Genomic DNA, 21,884 nt, shown 5'->3' on the forward strand with positions numbered 1-21,884 from the left:
TTAAAAATTTATTTTTTAATTTAAAAGTCGTAACTTACACGGCCATATAAATACGTTCCAAAGGCACCTTCTGGCGCATTAAAACTGTATTTGACGATGTTCCCTACAGATGAGTCTTTGGCTTTGTCTGGGTAACTGTTAAATAAATTATTTGCGCCCAGATTGAATTTTAGCCCCTTTACCCACGCATCTGCTTTGTAGCCAAAGTCCAAATCAGCAATCCATTGCGGATCAAAGGTCTGATCCAATGAAGTATTGGTATTATTTAAGGTGGTCCATTTATCATAACGACGGACTGCGGCATTGATACTCCACACTTGATTTGACCAAAGTGCACCCAATGCTAATTTGGTTTTTGGCGCTGTAGATTCAATTAGGCTTTGGGTATTTCGACCAGCAATACTAGAGACTGGAATTCGCTCACCTTTTGCAGTGATTGAGTCTCGGCTGTCAGTGATTTTATTTTTATGATAAGCCAAGCCTAAATTCAGCTTTAACTTGCCATATTGTTCAAGATCAAGATCATGTTTTAACGCGAACTCCAAACCACGCGTTTGCGTATCTAATAAATTATTAAAAAACGCCACATTGGCAATATTTACATACGGCGTATTTGCAAAAGCATTATTGATCACGCTGCCAGTAATATTGTCAGAAAGTAAAATACGATTTCGAATATCGATTTGATAAAGGTCTAAAGTTGCAGAGGTATTGATAAATGGTTTGAGTACCAAACCTAAAGAATAATTGGTGGATTTCTCAGGCTTAAGTGAAGTTCCACCAATCAGTAAAGCCGCTTCACTTCCCGCAACTAAAGTCCTTTGCTGTACATCTTGCCAACCTGTCGGAGTTTGCACCGTTTGTACACTATAAGCGGAGTATCCTTGCTGGGCTAATGACGGTGCGCGATAACCTGTATTGACAGATCCACGAAGGGTCAACTGCGGAGAGATATCATATTTGGCAAAGAGTTTGCCGTTGGTTGTCGAACCAAAGTCTGAATATTTTTCTGTTCGAATAGCAGCACCAACATTTAAATCTTTTACAATATCGGCTTCGAGATCCAAATAAATGCCGTACACATCTCGACTAATTTTGCGTTGGTCTTGATCTGTAATACCCGCGTATATACCTGGGATACCCGTACCTAAAGCCGTACTTGGATTAAAATAGGGTCCACGGGTATAAGCAATGGGGTCGCCTGCATTTTGTTTATATTGTTCCCAACGGTATAGCGCTCCCGTCGAAACAGTCAATGGACTGGCTAAACCATCAATTGCAAAATCACGACTATAGTCCAGTCCTGTATTGAGTTGGGCAAAAATGTTTTCCCCTAAATCATAATGAGAAGGTGAATCTGCACCATAACTTGGGTTAATGCCATTGCCTTGTTCAGTGCTGACTTTGTTTTGTCCATAAGTGGCATACAGGTCATATTTTCCTGAAGTCTGGTTGCCTTGTTTAACCCCAAACGTGGTCGCAAAATCATCCACACTGACTAAACTCAAAGGTGAGCGTCCATCAGGATAACGTTGCTTAAAATAACTGGATTGATTCAGTACTGTTTTGGTGGTTGGAGGTTCATAAAAATTTTCCCCGATGGTCTTACGATGCCCATAACTACTAAAACCATACAAGGCAATTTCATCAGTTAAAGGTAAATCTAAATTCGCAGTGATATTGATTTGGTCTTTTTGTTCAGGAGAACCAAATTTCCAAGTTCTAAATGGTGTGTTCTGCTCGGTATATTGGGCTTGGGTTGAACCATCATAAAATGTTCGCGTATCTGGTGCAGTATTACTTGCAGCTTCACGCTTTCCTAAATCTACAGCAACAGTTAAAGCACCATCATTGGGTAATTCAAAGCCTTTCCAAAGATTGATTTTATGCTGTTCACCATCCCCTTGTGTATAGCCTCCAGTTTGATAACTCACGCCACCACCATGATCACGTGATTTCAATATAATGTTAACCACGCCCGCGATCGCGTCAGAACCATATTGAGCTGCGGCACCATCTCGTAAAATCTCTATACGTTCAATGGCACTAATCGGGATTAGGCTTAAATCTGTTACCGCAGCACCTCTCCCCCCAGCATACGCTTGTCGAGTGAAGTAAGCCGCTGTATGGCGACGTTTACCATTGATCAAAATTAAGGTTTGATCTGCAGATAAACCTCGCAATGCAATACTCGGCGGCACCGATGCACCGAAACCACCCGCAGGTGATGTTGGTAAACTCACTGACGGCGATAAGCGTGTTAATGCAGCTGCAAGATCACCTGCCCCTGTTTCTTGTAGTTCTTTGGCTGTCACAATGTCTACTGGAGCAGGAGCCTCTAAAGCACTATTGATAGCTCGCCGAGAACCCGTTACAACAACTGATTGCAATGTCACGACATCCTCTTTTTCTGATACAGGCCTTTGTTCATTTGCCAAAGTGATTGAGGCGGTAAGTGTACTGAACGCAAAAACAGAAGAATGAAGAATGAATTGAGAAAAATATGTACGCATATAAGCTTCCTTAACGATCTGCACCGATATAGCAAAGCCAATGCCAAAATTTTTATTATTGAATATCAAAAACTTGTCATTAAAAATAAAAAAATCATTGTTTATATTTAAACAATGATTCGAAAAAATGTTTATAAAACCACAGATTTGCTAGTGGCGCATAAGCTTATACAAGTTGATTGTGTAAATAAGATTGATACAACTGATAGTAAGATTGTTGCTGTTGAATCAGTTGTTCATGAGAACCTTGTTCCACTACAGCCCCATTCTCAATCACCACAATTTTGTCTGCTTCTTGAATGGTACTTAAGCGATGTGCGATCACAATACAGGTTCTATTTTTACATAAGCGTCGAAGGGCATATTGGATTTTCTGTTCCGTATAAATATCAATCGCAGAGGTCGCTTCATCTAAAATTAAAATTTTAGGATCAGCCAAATATGCACGTGCGAGACAAACAAGTTGGCGTTGCCCATGACTTAAATTTTTTCCGAGTGTTCCAACTTCAGTAAAATAACCATGAGGAAGCTGTCCTAGAATATCATCTGCACCAAGTTCTTCAATCGCCTGAATCAGTTGTTGATCTGTAGCTTCGGGTTGAATTAAACGTAAATTGTCTAAAATTGTGCCGCTAAACAAGACATTGTCCTGTAAAACAATACTGACATTTTGTCTTAAACTGTCCAGATGAATATCCTGTATCGGATAACGGTCTAAGAAAATCCCACCCTGCTGAGGCTCATAAAACCGTGTCAGTAACTGAACGATCGTGCTTTTACCATGACCTGTAGGCCCCACGATCGCAACCACCGTTCCAGCGTCGATCTCTAAATCAAAATTTTGTAAAACAGCTTTGGTGGTATAAGCAAAATGTACAGACTGAAAACGAATATGCCCGTTAAGTTGCCCTAATTTCAACGCATGTGGTGCATCTTGAATGCTAGATTGGGTATCTAAAAGTAGAAATATCCGTTGTGCACACGCTGCACCATTGGCATAACGCTCAAATAAATCGGTCAATTCCTGTAAAGGTGCCAAGAATAAAAACACATAAAAAATACTTTCGGCAAACTGTCCAATACTGATGACACCTTCACTATAAGCATAACTTCCAATCACAATAAAAACTGCGGTTGCCACTGTCGAAAGCAATCCAGTAAATGGGGCAAACCAGCTGGTCCGCTTACTTCCATAAATAATAGAATCATTAAAATCTTTTAAGAGCTGCTGATAGCGCTGTTGATTGGTTTCACTATAATTCAATTGCTGAATAATTTTGGCGCCATTTACCGTTTCAACCAAATGTGCAGTAAATCGACTGCGTTCTTCGGCAACCCGTCCCCAATGCCGTTGTGATGACTTTTTAAATATTGCAGTCATTGTCAATAAAATCGGCAAAGTTGCAAATAAACACCAGAAAAATGGGGGATAAATATGCCACAAAAGCACAGATGCTAATCCGCAACGTAAAATCGCAGAAAGTAGTTCAGGTGGTCCTTGTATCAATACTGGTTCTAAAGTATCGACATCACGATCCGCTCGTGAAATAATTCGGCCGGCTTTAGTTCGATCAAAATAACCAATATTTAAAGCTTGAATATGTTGAAATAATGAACGTCTTAGATCATTAATGACACTTAAAGCCGCTTTTCCAGACAAGTATTTTGATATACCCGCTAATCCAAAACGACACACCCAGCTGAATGCCAGAATAGCAATTGCTATAAAAAGTACTGGCTGATACAACACCAGTTTCCCAGCCACTTGCTGAAATCCAGAATCTAAAATGTACTTGACTGCCCATGGACGTACAAAGATGCTCAGCACTTGTAAGATCTCTACTGAGATCATGGCTAGAATTAAATAACGAATCGGATAAAGCAAAGGAATGAGTTTTTTTAACATTCCGCGATGTAGCGCGGTTTTTGCTAAGTTTTCTTCGATCTGCAGATCAGAGATTTTCGTCAGCGGTTGGAAATTTTTAACCGTGGTATTCATGCTTGAATCTCCTGTTGCACTTTTTGAAAGCCCATCAACTCCCGATAAAATACGCAATGCTGGAGCAATTCTGTGTGGCTCCCTTGAGCAAGAATTTGTCCCTGATCTAATACGATAATGCGATCTGATAAAGAAATCGTGGTCTGTTTATTTGAATTGATCAGAATGGTTCTTTTGAGCTGATTTTTATTGTCAGCCAAGCCTGATAAACGCTGTAACACCTGTTTTTCTGTAGTGGAATCTAAAGCACTGGTTGAATCATCAAGTGCCAAGATTGGCGAGTTTTTTAAAATTGACCGTGCCAGTGCAATCCGTTGTTTTTGCCCTCCCGATAAGGTGACTCCCTTGTCCCCTATTGGTGTCTCCAGACCAGCATCGAGTCGCTGTAATAGTTCAGATGCTGAAGCCAAATGCAACGCGTCTCGCATCTCCTGTTCAGTCGCATCCTGTTTGGCTATTTTTAAGTTATCCGCCAAGGTTCCTGAGAAAAAGAAATTATCTTGCGGAATAATCTGAACCATATGACGTAAGTTAACCAAACTCAGATCTTTAAGATTGAGCCAACCGCGTTGATCTGAACCAATCCAGACCTGCCCTGCGGTTGGATCGATAAAACGATTGAGCAAGTTCATCAGTGTGGTTTTACCCGCTCCAGTTTTCCCCACAATGGTGACGATTTCACCTGCTCGGAATTCAACATTACACTGTTTTAAAATATACTTTTCTGTGTTTCGATCCTGAAAACTGACATTTTCCAGTCGAATATTTAAACCTTCATCCCCATCAGCATCCCCTTGTAGTGGCAAAGCATGTGCAGCATCTACAATTGCCGATTTCTCATCTAGCATTTGCCATATTCGAGTTGCCGATGAACGTGCATCTGCAAAAATATGTAAGACCTGTCCAATACTTTCAATACGAAACACCAATAAATTTGCCATAAGTACAGCAGCCACAAATTGCCCAATCTGTAATTGATTTTGTCCAATTAAGTAGCCACCAAACCCAATCACCCATAAGTAGGAACAGGCAATAATCATTTGAGGAATCGGTAAGCGTTGTGCGCTGGTGCGAATGGTTTGAATAGAATGACGAATAAAGCTATCAACTGCAGCATCAAAACGTTGTAAGAGCTTTTCCTCAAGTTGAAAGGCTTTGACTACTCGAATGCCATTGACGCTTTCAGCCAAAGTATCACTGACTTTTTCATAGGCATAGGCAACTTGATGATCCAGCACCACCAACTGATTGGTCAGTTTAAACAGCACTGCTAGGCCTAGAAAAATAAAAATAAGCGGGACGATCCCCAACCAAGGATGATACCAACACAACAATCCAACTGTTGCGGCGACCACTAGACTGGATTCAAACACTTGTCGCCAAAAATTAATTAAAGCTTCTTTTAATTTATCTGAATCTCGGGTGGTTCTTGATAAAACTTCACCTAATCCGTGTTTCCAGTGCCATGAAACATCTAAATGCTGGACTTGGCTAAAGATTCTTTCTCTTAAAATACTTAACAATTGCTGTCCAATCGTCAAGGCACTTAAACCTGCTAAATATTGAATAATGGCACGAAGTAAAGCGATACTCGTCAGTAGAATAAACCAAAACCACGGATTTAACGGATCTGTAAAAGCATGTTGAAATAAACGTTCAGGTTGGCTGTGTTTTAGCGTATCAATCGCATGTCCGATTGAATATTGCTGTAGTGCTAAGCCAAAATTGGCAAGGACAAATAATGTTGCCGTCAATACAAAGCGAAATGGCATAAAACGATATAAGGCCAAACTTCGCAGCAGTGGATAATTTTTAAACATAAAAATAAAACAACAACTAAAGATCTATAGCTCACTGCGAGATCTATGCCAAATTTTTCAAAGGCATAAATATTTTAATCTACTGTTTTATATTATTTTTTTAAAAAACATGTTTGATGAGATGTTTGATTTAAAACATCCACACTTGTTATCTGTTGTTATTGCAACAATATTTGATATATCAACATCATAAAAATAGATATTAAAAATATATTTTAAATATCAACAAGTTAAACAATGGCATCAATATTGCTTTAAAGCATTCAAATCACAACAGGATGTCACAATGACAACACTTCAAATGCAACCATTGAATACACTTTGGTATACACGCTGTCCAGTTCCTACAGGGCTTGGAATCTCGATTCAAAAAGGCTGGCTAAAAGAAAAATTTATTGAGCAACAAATTGAAATTAAATCAATTCGTGAATCGAACTCAAAAGAGGTTCGTAACTCACATTTTAACCATACCCTTGCCAATTCAGTTCGGCATGGTGGCAGTATTCCTGCAATTTGGGCATATGCTTCTGGACAAAAAACCAAAGTCATCGGTTTATCTTGGGCAGATGAAGTCCAATTACTGCTGACTCGATATGATTCCCAAATTAAGACGGTTGAGGATTTAAAAGGTAAACGCTTTGGACTCCCACTCAATCAAGATGCCATCATCGATTTCTCTCGTGCTCAAGCCATTCGCGGTTTAGAAAATGCATTAAGAACAGTAAATCTTAAGGTCAGTGATCTGGAACTGGTGGATTGTCTGCGTGCTGATATATTAGTGGCGCAACAGCAAAATCATACCGAAGAAAATGATTCGAGTTTCTTTAGCAATCGTAATAAACTGAGCGCAAGTGCAGAGATTGTGGCTTTAATCAAAGGGGATGTCGATGCCATCTTTTTAAAAGGCGCACATGCAGCACAAATTGCCCATGATTTTGCCCTGCATACCATTATTGATATTGGTTCACATCCCGACCCTATCCTACGTTCAAATAATGGTACCCCTCGAACACTAACTGTGGATGAAGATTTTCTATCGCAATATCCACAACAAGCTCAATCCATTGTCGATGCGGTTTTACAAGCTGAACAATGGGCGCATGTGCATGCAGATGAAACTCACCGCTATCTGGCTAAAGAATGTAATAGCAGTGAACAATGGGTTCATGCAGCGTATGGCGCAGATGCACATCTCAAGCTGAATACCAATTTTGATGAAACATCGATTATTGCCTTACAAGACCTTAGTGACTTTCTCTATCGCTGGAAGTTTATTCCAGCTCAAATTAATGTTCGTGAATGGCTAGCACAAGACATTGCTATTCATGCACAAGTGGCTTAACAATACGAAAAAATAAAAGGTTGTCGTAATGACAACCTTTTATTTTTCAGCTTTCAAATTTAAGACATCCCCCTATACAAAAGCTTCTGACTATTCTCAACGCATAAAGCACTGCTATGCTCATGAATAACAATTATCTTAATGGCGTCTTACTGAAGTTCTTAACCAGCTCTTACCTAGCCTCAGAATCAGTCAACGGCTCACGCTACTTTTGTTCCGGGAAAATGAGACGCCAAACTTTGCAAGAAAAGCATCTTGCAGAGTGCTGCTTCTCACCGTAAAACTCACTGCCCACCATCAGCTCGTTTAATCAATCGCAAAACATATGCGATTAAGTACTGCCTCAAACAGTTGTGGATGAGGTTTACGAATAGCATATTTTTATCGAACTCAAATTATGACTTAAATTTGGTCACATTTTCAGCCTGTTTCTTTAAAAGTACAGAGTTATATTCACCAGGTGGAATATTATTTAAATAATAATTTCCAACATGATATAAACGCCAACGAATCGGATCATGTGTGGTATGCGTACGTGCATTACGCCAGAAACGATCTAAATTCCATTTTGACAAAGTAGAGCTTGCTCCAAGTAAGCCAAAAATTTCACTGGAAATTTTCAAAGATGCATGGTCGGACTGACTCCGTGTGGCAGCCACAGATAAAATCAATTCAGTTTGTAAAGCTTCATCTTCCAGATTGGTTGAATGCTGCTCAAAAATCGCTGCTGAGCGATCTAAAAGTGCTTCTGCTGAACGGACCAAAACTGCAAACTCGCCAATTTGCTTAATGATATGCGGTTCCTGTGTCGGGGAGTCGACACCACTTTCCACCCAAGGACGAGCATTCTGTTGCAAATAATCAATCCCCCCTTCAAGTGCACCTTTGGCAATACCTGTATCCATAGCTGCATGCAAAATCTGAGGCCAAGTTAAACCTGTGCGTAGCACTGTCCCTAAACCACCAGTATTGCGCTTGGCAACATAGCGTTCATCGACAATAACGTCTTTAAAATTGACTGTACCACTGACACTATTGTTTTGCCCCATTGCATCCCAATCATCAAGCAGTTCTACCCCATGCGTATCACGATGAATCAAGATCGAAACAGGTCCATCATCACTGCCTGCAAATAAAGAGATCCACTCAGCCAATAAAGAGCCTGTGGAATAAAATTTACTGCCATTTAAGATTAACTGCCCTTGTGAATTTCTTTCTACACGAGTCTTATGCTGAAATTTATCTTTTCCGCCCACTTCTGCGAGTGCATTGCCTAAACGTTTACCACTCAATACATCACGCAATAATTGATCGCGAATATCATCCTCATAACCCGTTAAAATTCCTCGAAACATGGTGAAATGAATTTGTAGAAGTTGTCCCACACCACCATCTGCAGATGAAATGATCTTTACCACATTGACCAATGTGCTAATACTCGCACCTAAACCACCAAATTGTTGAGGAACAATAATCGCTGTCAGACCTGCTTCTGAAATTAGGCGGGCCTGTTCATAAGGAACACTTTTGTTATATTGAGGATCTTGGGCAAATTCTGTCAGTTGTTTTGCTACTGCCTTGGCAATATCCAATGCTTCTTGTTCACTTTGAATATGTCTTATACTGCCTAATTCTAAAAAATTGTGTTGCTGAATATCGTTCATTTTAACTCCGGAAAATCTCTTTTTTTATGCACAGATACGCTGTGCTGTAGTCTTAAATAAGCTGGGGGCATGTGTAAGCAAAGTTTTGGTATACGCATGTTGCGGATGACTCAGTACTTGATCGGTTTCACCGTATTCCACCAGATGGCCATTTTTTAAAACGGCAACTCGATCAGCAATTGCTCTAACTACCCCAAGGTTATGGGTAACAAAAAGTAAAGTTACGCCTTGCTTTTGCAATTGTTGCAACAGTTTTAAAATAGATGCTTGTACTGAGACATCTAAAGCAGAAGTAATTTCATCGCAAATCAAGACATCAGGCTGACATAACAGCGCTCGTGCAATCGCTACACGTTGCCGTTCTCCGCCAGATAAATCTCTTGGGTAGAGTTCTTGAACCTGTGGAGGAAGCGATACTTGTTGAAGTACCTGAACGACCTTTTGTTGAGTTTCTTGCTGAGATGTAGCAAAAAAGTGCTGAACCACTTTAGTGAGTGTCTGTCCTATGGTATGTGCTGGATTCAAGGCTTTATATGGATTTTGAAAGATATATTGCAGTTTATGTCGTTGTGTTAACTGACGTTTTTGTCCCTGCAAGGACAATACTTCATCTGCTAAAATCACCTGACCTTCTGCATTTTCATTCAGTCCTGCAATCACTCTAGACAGTGTGGTTTTACCTGAACCAGACTCCCCGACTAAGGCCAAACATTCTCCACGCTGTATTTGAAAAGAAACATCGAAAAGTGCTTGTTGCTGGCCATACCAAGCATTGATATGTTCTACTTTAAGCAGTGCCTGTTGATCTGTTTTTAATTCAATCATATGCGGATCAAGCTCTTGAAAATTGATCACGCTCACTTCATCCCAATGATGACAAGCAACAAAATGTGGATCAAATGCTTGAGATAACAGGGTTAATTTCGGTTGCTGTTGATGACATAATTCGCTAGCGAAAGTACATCTTGCGGCAAAAGCACATCCTGTTGGACGATCATTCGGTGAGGGTGCATGTCCTTCGATGGGGGATAAATATTTACGAATCGACACATCGGGGATGGCATTGAGTAAACCTTGGGTATAAGGATGTTTTGGCGTTTCAAATAACTGGCTTAATGCGGCATCTTCTGCAATCTGGCCTGAATACAGGACGATTACGCGATCTGCAATATCTTTCACCACAGTCAAATCATGTGATACATAAATTGCTGCGACATTATATTCGCGACATAATTTACGAATAATATTCAGCACTAAAGTTTGGGTCGTAACATCCAATGCTGTTGTCGGTTCATCCAAGACAATTAAGCGAGGCTGTAACAAAAATGCCAATGCTAATAAAATCCGTTGTTGTTGCCCGCCAGAAAGTTGATGAGGATAGCGCTTTAAAAACACATCATCCTGAGGCAATCCCACTTCATCTAAAATTTTAGCAACTTTATGATTTCTTTCACTACTGGATAAGCGTAATTGATGGACTTCTAATAACTCAAGTAGATGCTGTCCAATGGTTAATGCTGGATTTAGTGCCGTTCCCGGATCTTGGGCAACGTGACTGATTTTATAACCTCGAATTTGACGCAAGGCGTGATCGTCAAGACTGAGGATATCTTGTCCATCCAGCGCAATTGTGCCTTGAATAATTTTGGCACCATGTCGTGCATAGCCCAATAACGCACTCGACAATGTGGTTTTACCTGAACCACTTTCTCCCACCAACCCAAGGACTTCGCCCTCATTTAAATGAAAAGAAATATTCGAAACCACATGATTGCCTGTGTTGACCAATGCCACCGTTAAGCCTTTTACCTGTAGTACCGTATTCTTTAAAATCTCTGTCATGGTGATTTTTCCTCAATCCGTGCTGCGGCACGCCCTACACCTTCAGCCAACACATTGGTTCCCAGCGCAAACAAAGCAATTAAAATCACCGGTGCAAATACTGCCCACGGTTGAACCAATAACCCAGCACGATTTTCATTAATCATCAGGCCCCAATCGGCTGCAGGAGGTGCGATACCATAACCAAGAAAAGCCAGACCAGATAACATGCCAACAGCCCACGTCAACATCACCCCAAGATGAATTAATAAGGGTGTCAGCATATTGGGTAGGATTTCACGGAATAAAATGTAGCTTTTCGAATAACCTAAAATTTTGGCGGCCTCTACATACTCTTGCTCAACCAAATTTAGCGCAACACTTCGTGCAAGACGTACTACCCCAGGAATAAAAGCAATCGAAACAGTGAGCACAATCAGCCATGGCTCACGCCCTAGCATCGAAACGATTAATAGCACTAAAATCAGATCAGGAAATGCCATAAAAACATCCGTCAGCCAAGTCACAAACTGGTCAACTTTATCTCGTGCAAAAGCAGCCAATATGCCTAAACTGGAACCAATAATTAAAGCCACCAGACTGGCAGCGAGGGTCATCCAAATAATTGAAGCACCACCCGCTAATACACGAGACCAAACATCATGCCCAATATAGTCATAGCCAAGAAAAGCCTGTGCTTCAGGCGCACCATAGGTCATGCCCACTAAGGCAGTTGGTTCAAAAGGAACCAGCACTGGGCCAATAAGCGCAAATATCAAAACTAAGCTTGTCACCACAAAACCAAAACGTACTTGTCGCTCAGAAATCAAGGCTTTAAAAAACTTACGTTGATACCAATGAAGTGTACTCATTTCCCCTCTCCTGAATTGATATTCTTCAAGGCATTACGGCGATCCACAGGCTTTACCGTAATCGGTCGGCCAGATTTCCATAAACGTAATGCCTGACGTAAACCAGGTGAGCGGGCTTTATGTTTTTTTGCAGTGCGTATTTTCGGTGTGAGTAAAGTCGTAATTAAGTCTGCAATTAAATTGACCACCACCACACAGATGGTCAGCAATAACACAATCGCTTGAATGGTAGGAATATCCCGCATTTCAATTGCTGCATTCAATGCATTGCCAATTCCGGGATAACTAAATACAACCTCGATAATTAAAGCCCCACTGAGTAAAACCCGTATGGTCAATGCCGTGCCTTGCACCACAGGCACTAAAGCATTAGGTAAAACATGCTTCCAGATAATGCGACCCTCTGGAATACCGCGTAATCGTGCTGAAGTGACATAATCAGACTCTAAGGCATCGATCATTGAGCCTCGCACAAGACGCATGAGATAAGGAATAAGCGATAAAGCTAAAGTTAAAATGGGTAAAATTAAAAACTCTAGCTGGCTAAAAGGAGACTGCCCAGGAATCAACAATGATGCAGCGGGTAATACATGCAAGATCGAAGTTGAAAATAACATCATCAGCCAAATGGCAATGACAAATCCGGGTACTGCTTTAAAAATAATCGAGCTAGATACAATGATTCGGTCTAGTTTGCTATCACGACGTAGCGATAACCAAACCCCAAGTAAAACTGAAATCGGTACAGTGATTGCCACCACCAAGCTACTCAAGGCAAGTGTATTACCAAAATAGTTTTGAATAATCTGTAACACAGGTACATTGGAATCAATTGAGCGTCCAAAATTACCTTGTAATAATTGAGTCAGCCAATTCCAGTATTGCACCAATATCGGTTGAGTCAGCCCCAATTGTTCACGCAGTATTTGAACCGTAGCTTCTGGTGCTTCTGGCCCTAAAATGACCCGCGCAGGGTCAGATGGAAGCGCTTGAGTCGCGACAAATACAATTAAACTAATCACAAAAATCACTAAAATTCCTGACACGATACGGGTCAAAAACCAAGGTAACCATGCAGGAAATTCAAACGACTTGGCGATAGCTGGATGTTGAATCGAGCTTTCAATTTTGCTGGCTTGAGTCGTCATCATCACTCCCCTTTACGCCAAAACTCATCAGTTCGCCATGCTGCAAAACCGGTTCGATCAGGTGTTACACCACCAATCTGATGAGAATGTGCATCTAAAACATTGTTAAAACCCCAAATCAGTAAGCCACCTTGTTCATGCTGAATTTGCTGTGCCTCATGCACCAAAACTTTGCGTTTTTCCAGATCAGGCTGTTGCAATGCGTGATGCACCAGCTCCGTAAAACGGGCTTGATTAAAGCGGGTTTTGTTATTGGCTGCACCGGGTCCATCAATCTGCAATACCGTCAATAAAAATGGACGAGAAACATTTGAACCTGTACTCAATGCCCAATCTTGTTTGACTGCATCTGCAAATGTTGCAGCTTCAACTTGTTTAACGTTTACAATCACGCCAGCTTGCGCTGCATGTTGCGCAAACACCAAGGCGGCATTGCTATCTGGTCCTGTATATAAATCAACTTTTAAGTTTTGATCAAAACCAGCAGCTTTTAATAGTGTTTTAGCTTTGGCTAAATCTTGCTTACGCTGTGGAATTTCATGGTTATAAACAGGATCACTAAATGAATACAGATCGTTGGCAATTCGTCCTTGACCCGCCAATGCCCGTTTCACTAAATCATCCCGATTGGCAATCAAACGAAATGCTTGTCTGACACGAGGATCATTAAACGGTGCTTTAGTGGTATTCATGTCGAAGGATTGCCAAGCATCTGTTTCAGATGAAACAACACTCAGTCGTTTATTGGCTTGAATCAAAGATAAATGCTCGGCACTAATACCTGATGCAATATCAATTTGCCCTGATTGCAAAGCAGCAAGACGCCCGGTTTGCTCTTTAAAATCTATAATTTCAATGGCATCTGCATAAGGCTGATTGTCTTTCCAATAATTTTCAAAACGTACGAAACGGGAACGTTGACCTGGGGTAAAACTTTCTAGCTTAAACGGGCCTGCTCCGACGACATTCTTGATTGGGTCATAATCTGTTGGAACAATACCGCCCCAACTCATCCATGCTTCAGGTAGGGCTACTAAGCCTTTGCCTTGAGCAAATGGAATTTCAACGGTGTAATCATCCCGCTTTTTAATCGCATCGCGCTGTAGTGAATACAGATAAGCCGCAAAGGGAGACGCCAGTTTAGGATCGGTCAAACGACGTAAAGAGAAAATGACATCATCAGCTGTAATGGTTTTACCATGATGAAACTCAAGCCCTTTCTTTAGCCGAATCGTCCATTTAGTGCCATCCTCATTGGGTTCTGCAAATTCAGCAAGCGCCAATTTAGGTTGAATATCTCGCCCCCATTCCCATAATTTGGCATATAACGGCCAACCTCTAAAGGCACTCGACATCCCAATCGGCTTATGGGCATCTAAATTTCCAGCTTGATTACCATTAATCACCCCAATTTTGATCACTCCACCTTTTTGCGGTGTGGTATGCTGGCTTGTATGTGCAGCAGCTTCATTTGATGCTGAGGAATCGGAACGAGAACACCCAATCAGGCTTGCTGCTGCAATCGTACCTAGACCTAAACCCGTATTTTTAATTAATACTCTGCGCGTAATTTTACTCATAGGATTCTCCTTTTAAACCACAGTTTCTTGATTCAACAGAGAATCTACAGACGAGCATTTTTTTAACTTCGGTAACTCAAAACCATGATCGAGCTCAAGTAAAGGAAACAACAAGTCTGCAACACGATAAACTTCCGTAATTAAAGGAAAACCTGACAAAATAAATGCAGATGTACCGTAGCTTTCATATTCTTGGATACGTTGAGCAATATTTTCAGCGCTCCCGACCAATGCGGTCCCCGCAGCGGGATTTAAGATATCAAAACCAAACAGTGATGGCCCTGTCCAAATATTTGGATAAATTTCAAAGTCTTTAGCTTGAGGTAATATCCCCTGACGTAAGCGTTCTAAATTTTTTTGAACAATCGGGTTACTACTCTGATAGCTTTCGAAAGTTTCATTGGGTGGAAGCTGACGTTTTACAGCTTCAATCGCATAATTCACATCAATTTTATCGAGTAGAGACTGCGCGTATTGCCACGCTTCTTCTTCGGTTTCACGAACGATAATTTGTAAGCGAGTTCCATACTGCAAAGTTCGTCCAACTTTAGCGGCTTCTTTTGCAACTTTACTGAATTTTTCTCCCAGCAGCGGCGGTGTGTTGGCAAAGCTTAAATACACATCCAGCAATTCCACTGAATGTTGTACCCCTTTGGCTGATGTGCCAGCTCCCCACAGCGGTACGCCTTGTTTTTGGGTTGCCCCATGCCATTTTGACATCGGTGAAGCCCCCTCTTGACGTGGAGCAACTTGAATAAACTCACCCTGAAAGCCAGATTTATCGCCTAAATAATTCTGTTGAAATGTGCTCCAGTATTCTTTACTAAAGTCATAGCGTTCATCATGTGAATAATGAATACCCAATGCGGCAAGTCCCTGATCATTGCCATTGACCACATTAAACAACAAACGTCCCTGAGAGAAAGAGTCAAAAGTTTGTGCATATTTGGCTAAAACTGCGGGTTGAACTTCACCTGGATGCTGCGCCACCAAAAACTTCAGGCGCTCAGTAAAAGGAATTAAACTCGCAGCAACTGCCAGTGTTTCATACTCACTTGTACCCATGAGTGAACCGTAAAACCCCAGACGATCTGCGGTAATTGCAATTTGTTGTAAATGTTCATAATCGGTATCCCAGCGTCCCGACTCCAACCAAGGATAGGGACCATCAGGTGAGGTGAGATACCATAAAAGTTTTACAGCCATAATATTCTCTATATTTGTTTTTAAATCATGTTTCTAATGGAGTGGAAGTAATCCCAGTGATTTTGCTTTTTCAGTCAATCCACTCATTTTCCACTGTTGCTGTAACACCCCTTGCCCATATTCACGACTTCCCCCAACCAGTTCTGCTAACAGTTGAATTTGAGCACCTTCTTCAAGCAATAAAATAAATTCAGCAGTTTCTTGTAGACCTTGACGCCCCCAAACTGTGGCACCGCCATTGGCTTCCAAAATAGCCCGATGCTCAATATCAATCTTGAGTTGATCTAAAATAAAATCGACTTCTGCTTGACGGCGATCGATATAAATCGGCAGTTCATTAAATAAATGAAAACGCTGAACAGGCACATAACGAATCGGTAGGGTTCGGTGTGTTTGGGCCCAAGCACCTAAATTCGGTGCATGTACATGAGAGATTGTGGTGACATCTGCATGTTCACAAAATAGTTTGTTATAACGGCCACCCGCACCTTTTCGTCCCAATAAAACTTCACCATCAAGTTTCTCTACCAATACTTTGCTTTTTTTATCTCGTGACCAAGGACCTGCATAGTTAAAGGTCACCAAGGTATTTTCAGGGGCGCGTTCAACAAAATTGACTGTGCCATTGGCAGTGATGGTGCCCGTCTCACGGAACACCTCAAATGCAAATTCAGCTTTTTGACGGTTGCGTTCAATAAAATCATTAAGTTCAGGGGAAAGTGGCGATTGAATCAGTGTAGTCATGATAAATATCCTGTTTTAACGTTGTTTATTTTGGCGACGCTTTAAAACTTCGAGTAATGGGCGATGATCGACCCATGTATCAAGATCGACGTCTTTTTCAAGGAAGCCATGTAACCAAAGGAAATCTTTTTGTTGTTTTAAAAGCTCAAGGCGTTCTGCACTTAATGAAGGATGTAAAGATTTATGAAAATTATTACGATACGCTGTAGCCACACTTTCAGCACCCGCAATGGTTTCATCTTGTAGAATAACCAGCACTTCATCTAAATGATCTTCTGCCCAATCTGCGGTATCAAAAAGCTCTTCCAGAAAGTCAACGACGACATCAAAGTGATGTTCCAATAAATCTTCATGTACCGTGATAGGTCGAGGTGTCCCGTTGTTCACACGCGAAGTCACATCTGTAAATTGATCTAAATCGATACCGACTTTTAAACCACGTTTGGTGGCTGCCTCAACAGCCGATGCCCCTTTGACATACACGGCATCCACTTCACCTGTAATCAAGGCATCAAGGCCTGACCAATAGGCACTGGCATCACGATCTTGTTTCGATTCAGCTCGCTCAGGAACTTCAATAAAATCAACATCACGGAAACTTAAATTTGCAAGTTGTAAAGCCCCTCGAATACCTTGTAATGACATGGCTCTAAAAATACTGCCTGCACGTTTATCGGCATATTCAGGTAAAGCCACTTTGGTATTTTTTAAATCTTCAGGCTGACGAATTGCTGAATCTGGTCGAACAATAATCACTTGCCATTCATCAATCCAAGTTAATCCAATCAGACGACTTGGGGCACCTTCTGAACGCGCAGCCAAAGCAGGTACATTACCTCCTTCACGGAATAAAGCCGGGAGCTGATGATCAAAATGATGCACAGACAAGCCTTTACGCGCATCTTGCAATACCGCAACATCAATACCATGTCGCTCAAATTTTTCGACTAAGGTGCCGCGTTTTAATGAGATTCCTGTTGCAGTGGGTACAGGACATCGTGTGACCCAAATTTCAGATAAAGTACTTTTTACAAACTCTTTAGAATTTTCTTTTTTATCGATGACAAGTGACATAGGTATTCCTTAAGATACTTCCAATTTCATATCACTTGTATTGAGCAGCTTTTATGCCAATATTTATTTTTATAATTTTCAATATCTTATACAAAATCTAATTTTAATAAATGTTTAGATTTCATCACTTGTTTTAGATTTAGTGTTGTTTTATCAACAGCGCTTTAAGCAAGCCTGCCCTGAGACAAAAATCCCATCCGCATTATTTTTTGATTGAACAGATTTAAAGCCCCTCATTGAATCAACATACAGCACCATATAAAAATATAGTGCTGTATCGCTTAAATTAAAAATCGATAGAAGCCGACAGCATATAAGTTCGAGGTGCACCCAAGACTAAACTGGACAATTGTGGCATGCCCCAATACGCCTTATTGGTCACGTTATTGATACTCGCAGCTAAGTTTAGTGGAAAACTTGAAACATTGGTCTTATATCTCGCCTCAACATCAAACAGTGTTCGTCCAGAAGCATGTAGTGTATGTTCCTGATTGATATATTGCTTTGAAACTGCTGTGGCATTTCCAGTCTAGATTAAACCCTGCAAAATCGAAATATCCCACTCCATACCTAATTTCGCCTATTGCTTGGCAACCCCAGTCGCAATATTGCCTTGATTTTTACCACCTGCAGTTTGGGTTAATTCAGGATCAATATAGGCAACACCACCGATTACACCAAGATTCGCAATAGGTGCTCCAAAGAAGCTCCATTCAATTTCACTTCAGCTAAAACTTGTTATTGATTATTGATCAGTAATTGTGAAGCCCTCCCACACACGATTCATTAACCAATAACATGCCTTATTGAGTAGTATGATTTCTAGGGATGCACAATAATCTTGACCGCAGATTCGTTGTTATGAATCAAGGTTTCAAAGCCTTGCGAAACCAAATCATCTAAAGCAATTCTTTGGGTAATAAAAGGTTCTAAATTGATTTTACCTTGCTCAACCAAGCGAATGGTTTCTTGATGGTCATTAACATAGGCTATCGTACCGCGAATATCCAGCTCTTTCATCACCACACTATGCACATTAATCGTTGCAGGATGACTCCAGATCGAAACTATCACTACCACACCAGTTGGTTTCATAGCTGCCACCAGTGTATCCATGACCTTATTGACACTACTGCATTCAAAAGCCACGTCTACCCCACGGTCTTGGGTGATTTTCATGACTTCAGCCACAACATCCACTTGAGACGGATCTAGCACATAGTCGGCAACACCCGCTTCTAAGGCTTTTTCTTTACGTTTTGCACTGAGCTCGGTAATGATGACGGTTAAGCCTTTGGCCTTTAAAATTGCAGACAATAACAATCCAATCGGGCCCGCTCCACCCACCAAGGCAATATCACCTGACTGTGCTCCACTTCTTACAAAGGCATGATGCCCGACAGATAAAGGCTCAATCAATGCGGCTTGATCCAACGGAATTTGGGCAGAAATGGGATGTACCCAACGGCGTTGTACCGCAATTTTTTCAGATAGCCCACCACCGCGACCACCTAGACCAATAAAATTCATATTTTTTGACAAGTGATAATTGTCATGCGGTCCAGTCGGAACATCATCCGCAATGATATAAGGCTCAACCACAACATGTTGCCCCACCTGAATATCATCAACGCCATCCCCTACAGCGTACACCACACCTGAAAACTCATGCCCCATGGTTACAGGTGCAGCTTCACCCGAAATCGGGTGCGGATGACCACACGGAGGAATAAAAATTGGACCATCGATAAATTCATGTAAATCTGTGCCACAAATACCACACCATGCGACTTGAATGCCAACTGTTCCTGGTTGTACCTGTGGTTCTGGAATATCCTCTATTCGGATATCCCCTTTATCATAAAAACGAGCTGCTTTCATAGATGCATTCCTCATTCCAATATTAACGATAAACCATTCCGCCATCGGTCAAAATTGACTGTCCAGTAATATAATCAGCGTCCTCACTGGCTAGAAAAGCAACCAATGCGGCAACATCATCTGGGGTTTCGGCACGTCCTAAAGCAATTCCATCCACATATTTCTGATATGTTTCACCAACGGGTGCACCAGTGATATCAGCGAAACGTTGATCTATTTCCACCCACATATCTGTACCAACTACACCGGGACAGTAACTATTCACAGTGATACCAGCACTGGCATATTCTTTTGCTGCTGTTTGAGTCAAAGCACGAACGGCAAATTTAGTAGCTGAATAGACACCAAGCAAAGCAAAACCTTCATGCCCAGCAATCGAACATGCATTGATAATTTTGCCAGAATTTCGGCGCTGTTTAAATTTATCGGCAGCGGCCTGAATCCCCCACAGCACACCACCCACATTGATATTCATAATCCGATTAAATTCATCTGGACTGACCTCTGCCAAGGCTTGGACTTGGGCAATCCCTGCATTATTAATAATGATATCAAAGCCATTTAATGTTGATTCTGCATGGTCAATCGCACTGCTGATTTGTACAGGATCAGCAACATCTGCAATAAATGTGGTGGCTTTAACCCCAAATGCTTGAATCTCTTGCTGAACAGCAGTTAACTTTTCTTGGTGAAGATCAACCAAGGCAATATGTACGCCCTCTTGTGCCAAGCGTAAAGCAATACCGCGTCCTATGCCCTGTGCGGCACCAGTAATTAATGCGACTTTATTGTTTAGACCTCTAGGCATGTTGCGACTCCTTAAATATGGATTGCACGTTGCATTGCCGATAAAACCGACTCATGCATCGCCTCAGATAACGTAGGATGTGGGAAAATAACCTGTGCTAGGCTTTCATCAGTGGCTTCTAAATATTTAGCGATGGCAAAGCCCTGAATATGTTCAGTGACCTCATGACCCACCATGTGTGCCCCCAATAATTCCCCTGTTTCTTGATTAAAAATAGTTTTTACAAATCCTGTGGTCTCGCTTAAAGCCAAAGCTTTACCATTGGCTTGTAAAGGGAATCTACCCACATTGATTGTAAAACCAGCTGCTTTGGCTTTTTGCTCGCTTAGACCAATACTTGCCACCTGCGGATGGGTAAAAATACACCCTGGAATTTGGCTACGATCTAAAGCATGTACATGCGTCAGCCCTGCAATTTTTTCTACACATAAAATTGCTTCATGACTGGCTTTATGCGCCAAGCACGGCGCACCAGCGACATCACCAATGGCATAAACTCCAACTACATTGGTCTTACACCACGGATCAACTTTGATAAAACTATGCTCAAACTCAATACCCAATTTTTCTAAACCCAAATTTTGAGTATTAGGTTGTACACCAATTGCGGAAAGGACTTTTTCAACAGTAATGATTTGTACACCTGTTGCGGTTTCAACATGGCAATGTACTTGGTCCTTATCTATTTCGATGTTTTGTACAGCAGCTTCAGTCAAAACCGTCATACCATGCTGTTCAAATTGCTTTTGCACATATTTGGCAACTTCAATGTCTTCACTAGGTAGGATCTGTTTGGCAATATCAACCAAAGTCACTTGGCAACCTAAGTCCTGATATAAACTGGCAAACTCACTGCCAATGGCCCCTGAACCAATTACCAAAAGTGATTTCGGCAAGTGTTCTGGGACTAAAGCTTCTTTATAACTCCAGACATGCTGTCCATCGACAGGGACATGCGCTAAATTGGCGGCTCTGGCGCCCGTAGCCACAATAATATGCGGTGCAGAAATCTGCTGTTTTTGACCCTTTGCATCAGTCAGTTCTAAGCTTTCTTTCTCGATAAATTGAGCGCTTGCATTAAATACAGTAACTTGATTCTTTTTCAGTAATTGCCCAATCCCTTGTACCAACTGTTCAGAAACCTGACGGCTATGACGAACCAGTTGTTGGATATCAAAATCAATAGAACCTAAAGAAAAACCAAACTGTTGTGAATGTTTAAATTGCTGTGCAAGTGCCGCTCCACTCAATAAAGCTTTGGTTGGAATACAGCCCCAATTCAGGCAAATTCCACCCAAATGCTTTTCTTCTACAATGGCGGTTTTTAAACCCAGTTGGGCTGCACGTATCGCAGCCACATAGCCACCTGGACCAGCGCCAATCACAATGAGATCAAATTGTGTGTCTGACAT

15 protein-coding genes and 1 pseudogene are annotated in these 21,884 nt (G+C 41.3%); 1 reads left to right on the forward strand and 15 read right to left on the reverse strand.

Annotated features, from left to right (window positions below; all coding sequences use genetic code 11):
- Positions 1 to 20: 20 nt before the first annotated feature.
- From ACG916_RS01340 to ACG916_RS01350, 3 genes are all read right to left on the reverse strand, one after another.
- A complete protein-coding gene (locus ACG916_RS01340; protein WP_419327113.1) occupies positions 21 to 2,513 on the reverse strand; it encodes a TonB-dependent receptor plug domain-containing protein in 2,493 nt (830 codons plus the stop codon).
- Between the two features lie 166 nt (positions 2,514 to 2,679).
- Positions 2,680 to 4,512, reverse strand: a complete 1,833-nt coding sequence (locus tag ACG916_RS01345; protein WP_336951894.1) for an ABC transporter ATP-binding protein — start codon at positions 4,510 to 4,512, stop codon at positions 2,680 to 2,682.
- Entirely contained in the window at positions 4,509 to 6,332 is a 1,824-nt protein-coding gene (locus ACG916_RS01350) for an ABC transporter ATP-binding protein (protein WP_419327112.1), read from the reverse strand. Before ACG916_RS01350 ends, ACG916_RS01345 begins: the two co-directional genes overlap by 4 nt.
- Positions 6,333 to 6,618: 286 nt before the next feature.
- Here ACG916_RS01350 and ACG916_RS01355 point away from each other — a divergent pair, with 286 nt between their 5' ends.
- Positions 6,619 to 7,674 carry an ABC transporter substrate-binding protein gene (locus tag ACG916_RS01355; protein ID WP_419327111.1) on the forward strand — a complete coding sequence of 352 codons (1,056 nt, stop codon included), beginning with the start codon at positions 6,619 to 6,621 and terminating at the stop codon, positions 7,672 to 7,674.
- 395 nt (positions 7,675 to 8,069) lie between these two features.
- Here ACG916_RS01355 and ACG916_RS01360 read toward each other — a convergent pair whose 3' ends face one another.
- From ACG916_RS01360 to lpdA, 12 genes and pseudogenes are all read right to left on the reverse strand, one after another.
- Positions 8,070 to 9,338: an acyl-CoA dehydrogenase family protein gene (locus ACG916_RS01360; protein ID WP_419368145.1), complete on the reverse strand. Its 1,269-nt coding sequence runs from the start codon at positions 9,336 to 9,338 to the stop codon at positions 8,070 to 8,072.
- Between the two features lie 24 nt (positions 9,339 to 9,362).
- Complete coding sequence (locus tag ACG916_RS01365; protein ID WP_419327110.1) at positions 9,363 to 11,180, reverse strand: dipeptide ABC transporter ATP-binding protein; 1,818 nt, start codon at positions 11,178 to 11,180, stop codon at positions 9,363 to 9,365.
- On the reverse strand, positions 11,177 to 12,031 hold the full coding sequence (locus ACG916_RS01370) for an ABC transporter permease (protein WP_336951900.1): 855 nt from the start codon (positions 12,029 to 12,031) through the stop codon (positions 11,177 to 11,179). The genes ACG916_RS01365 and ACG916_RS01370 overlap by 4 nt, the downstream gene beginning before the upstream one ends.
- Positions 12,028 to 13,179 carry an ABC transporter permease gene (locus ACG916_RS01375; RefSeq protein WP_419330185.1) on the reverse strand — a complete coding sequence of 384 codons (1,152 nt, stop codon included), beginning with the start codon at positions 13,177 to 13,179 and terminating at the stop codon, positions 12,028 to 12,030. The genes ACG916_RS01370 and ACG916_RS01375 overlap by 4 nt, the downstream gene beginning before the upstream one ends.
- Before the next feature lie 2 nt (positions 13,180 to 13,181).
- On the reverse strand, positions 13,182 to 14,759 hold the full coding sequence (locus ACG916_RS01380; protein WP_336951901.1) for an ABC transporter substrate-binding protein: 1,578 nt from the start codon (positions 14,757 to 14,759) through the stop codon (positions 13,182 to 13,184).
- Positions 14,760 to 14,771: 12 nt separating this feature from the next.
- Positions 14,772 to 15,965 carry an LLM class flavin-dependent oxidoreductase gene (locus ACG916_RS01385; protein WP_336951902.1) on the reverse strand — a complete coding sequence of 398 codons (1,194 nt, stop codon included), beginning with the start codon at positions 15,963 to 15,965 and terminating at the stop codon, positions 14,772 to 14,774.
- A gap of 33 nt (positions 15,966 to 15,998) precedes the next feature.
- On the reverse strand, positions 15,999 to 16,709 hold the full coding sequence (locus ACG916_RS01390; protein WP_336951903.1) for a class II aldolase/adducin family protein: 711 nt from the start codon (positions 16,707 to 16,709) through the stop codon (positions 15,999 to 16,001).
- Between the two features lie 15 nt (positions 16,710 to 16,724).
- On the reverse strand, positions 16,725 to 17,783 hold the full coding sequence (locus ACG916_RS01395; protein WP_336951904.1) for an ABC transporter substrate-binding protein: 1,059 nt from the start codon (positions 17,781 to 17,783) through the stop codon (positions 16,725 to 16,727).
- Positions 17,784 to 18,069: 286 nt separating this feature from the next.
- Positions 18,070 to 18,501, reverse strand: a pseudogene (locus ACG916_RS01400) (TonB-dependent siderophore receptor); the annotation flags it as partial.
- A gap of 104 nt (positions 18,502 to 18,605) precedes the next feature.
- A complete protein-coding gene (locus ACG916_RS01405) occupies positions 18,606 to 19,664 on the reverse strand; it encodes a 2,3-butanediol dehydrogenase (protein ID WP_336951905.1) in 1,059 nt (352 codons plus the stop codon).
- 22 nt (positions 19,665 to 19,686) lie between these two features.
- Positions 19,687 to 20,472 (reverse strand): acetoin reductase, encoded by a 786-nt coding sequence (locus ACG916_RS01410; protein WP_336951906.1) that lies wholly within the window; start codon positions 20,470 to 20,472, stop codon positions 19,687 to 19,689.
- Between the two features lie 11 nt (positions 20,473 to 20,483).
- On the reverse strand, positions 20,484 to 21,884 hold the full coding sequence (gene lpdA, locus ACG916_RS01415; RefSeq protein ID WP_336951907.1) for a dihydrolipoyl dehydrogenase: 1,401 nt from the start codon (positions 21,882 to 21,884) through the stop codon (positions 20,484 to 20,486).

This window comes from Acinetobacter legionensis (assembly GCF_048552295.1).
GTDB lineage: Bacteria > Pseudomonadota > Gammaproteobacteria > Pseudomonadales > Moraxellaceae > Acinetobacter.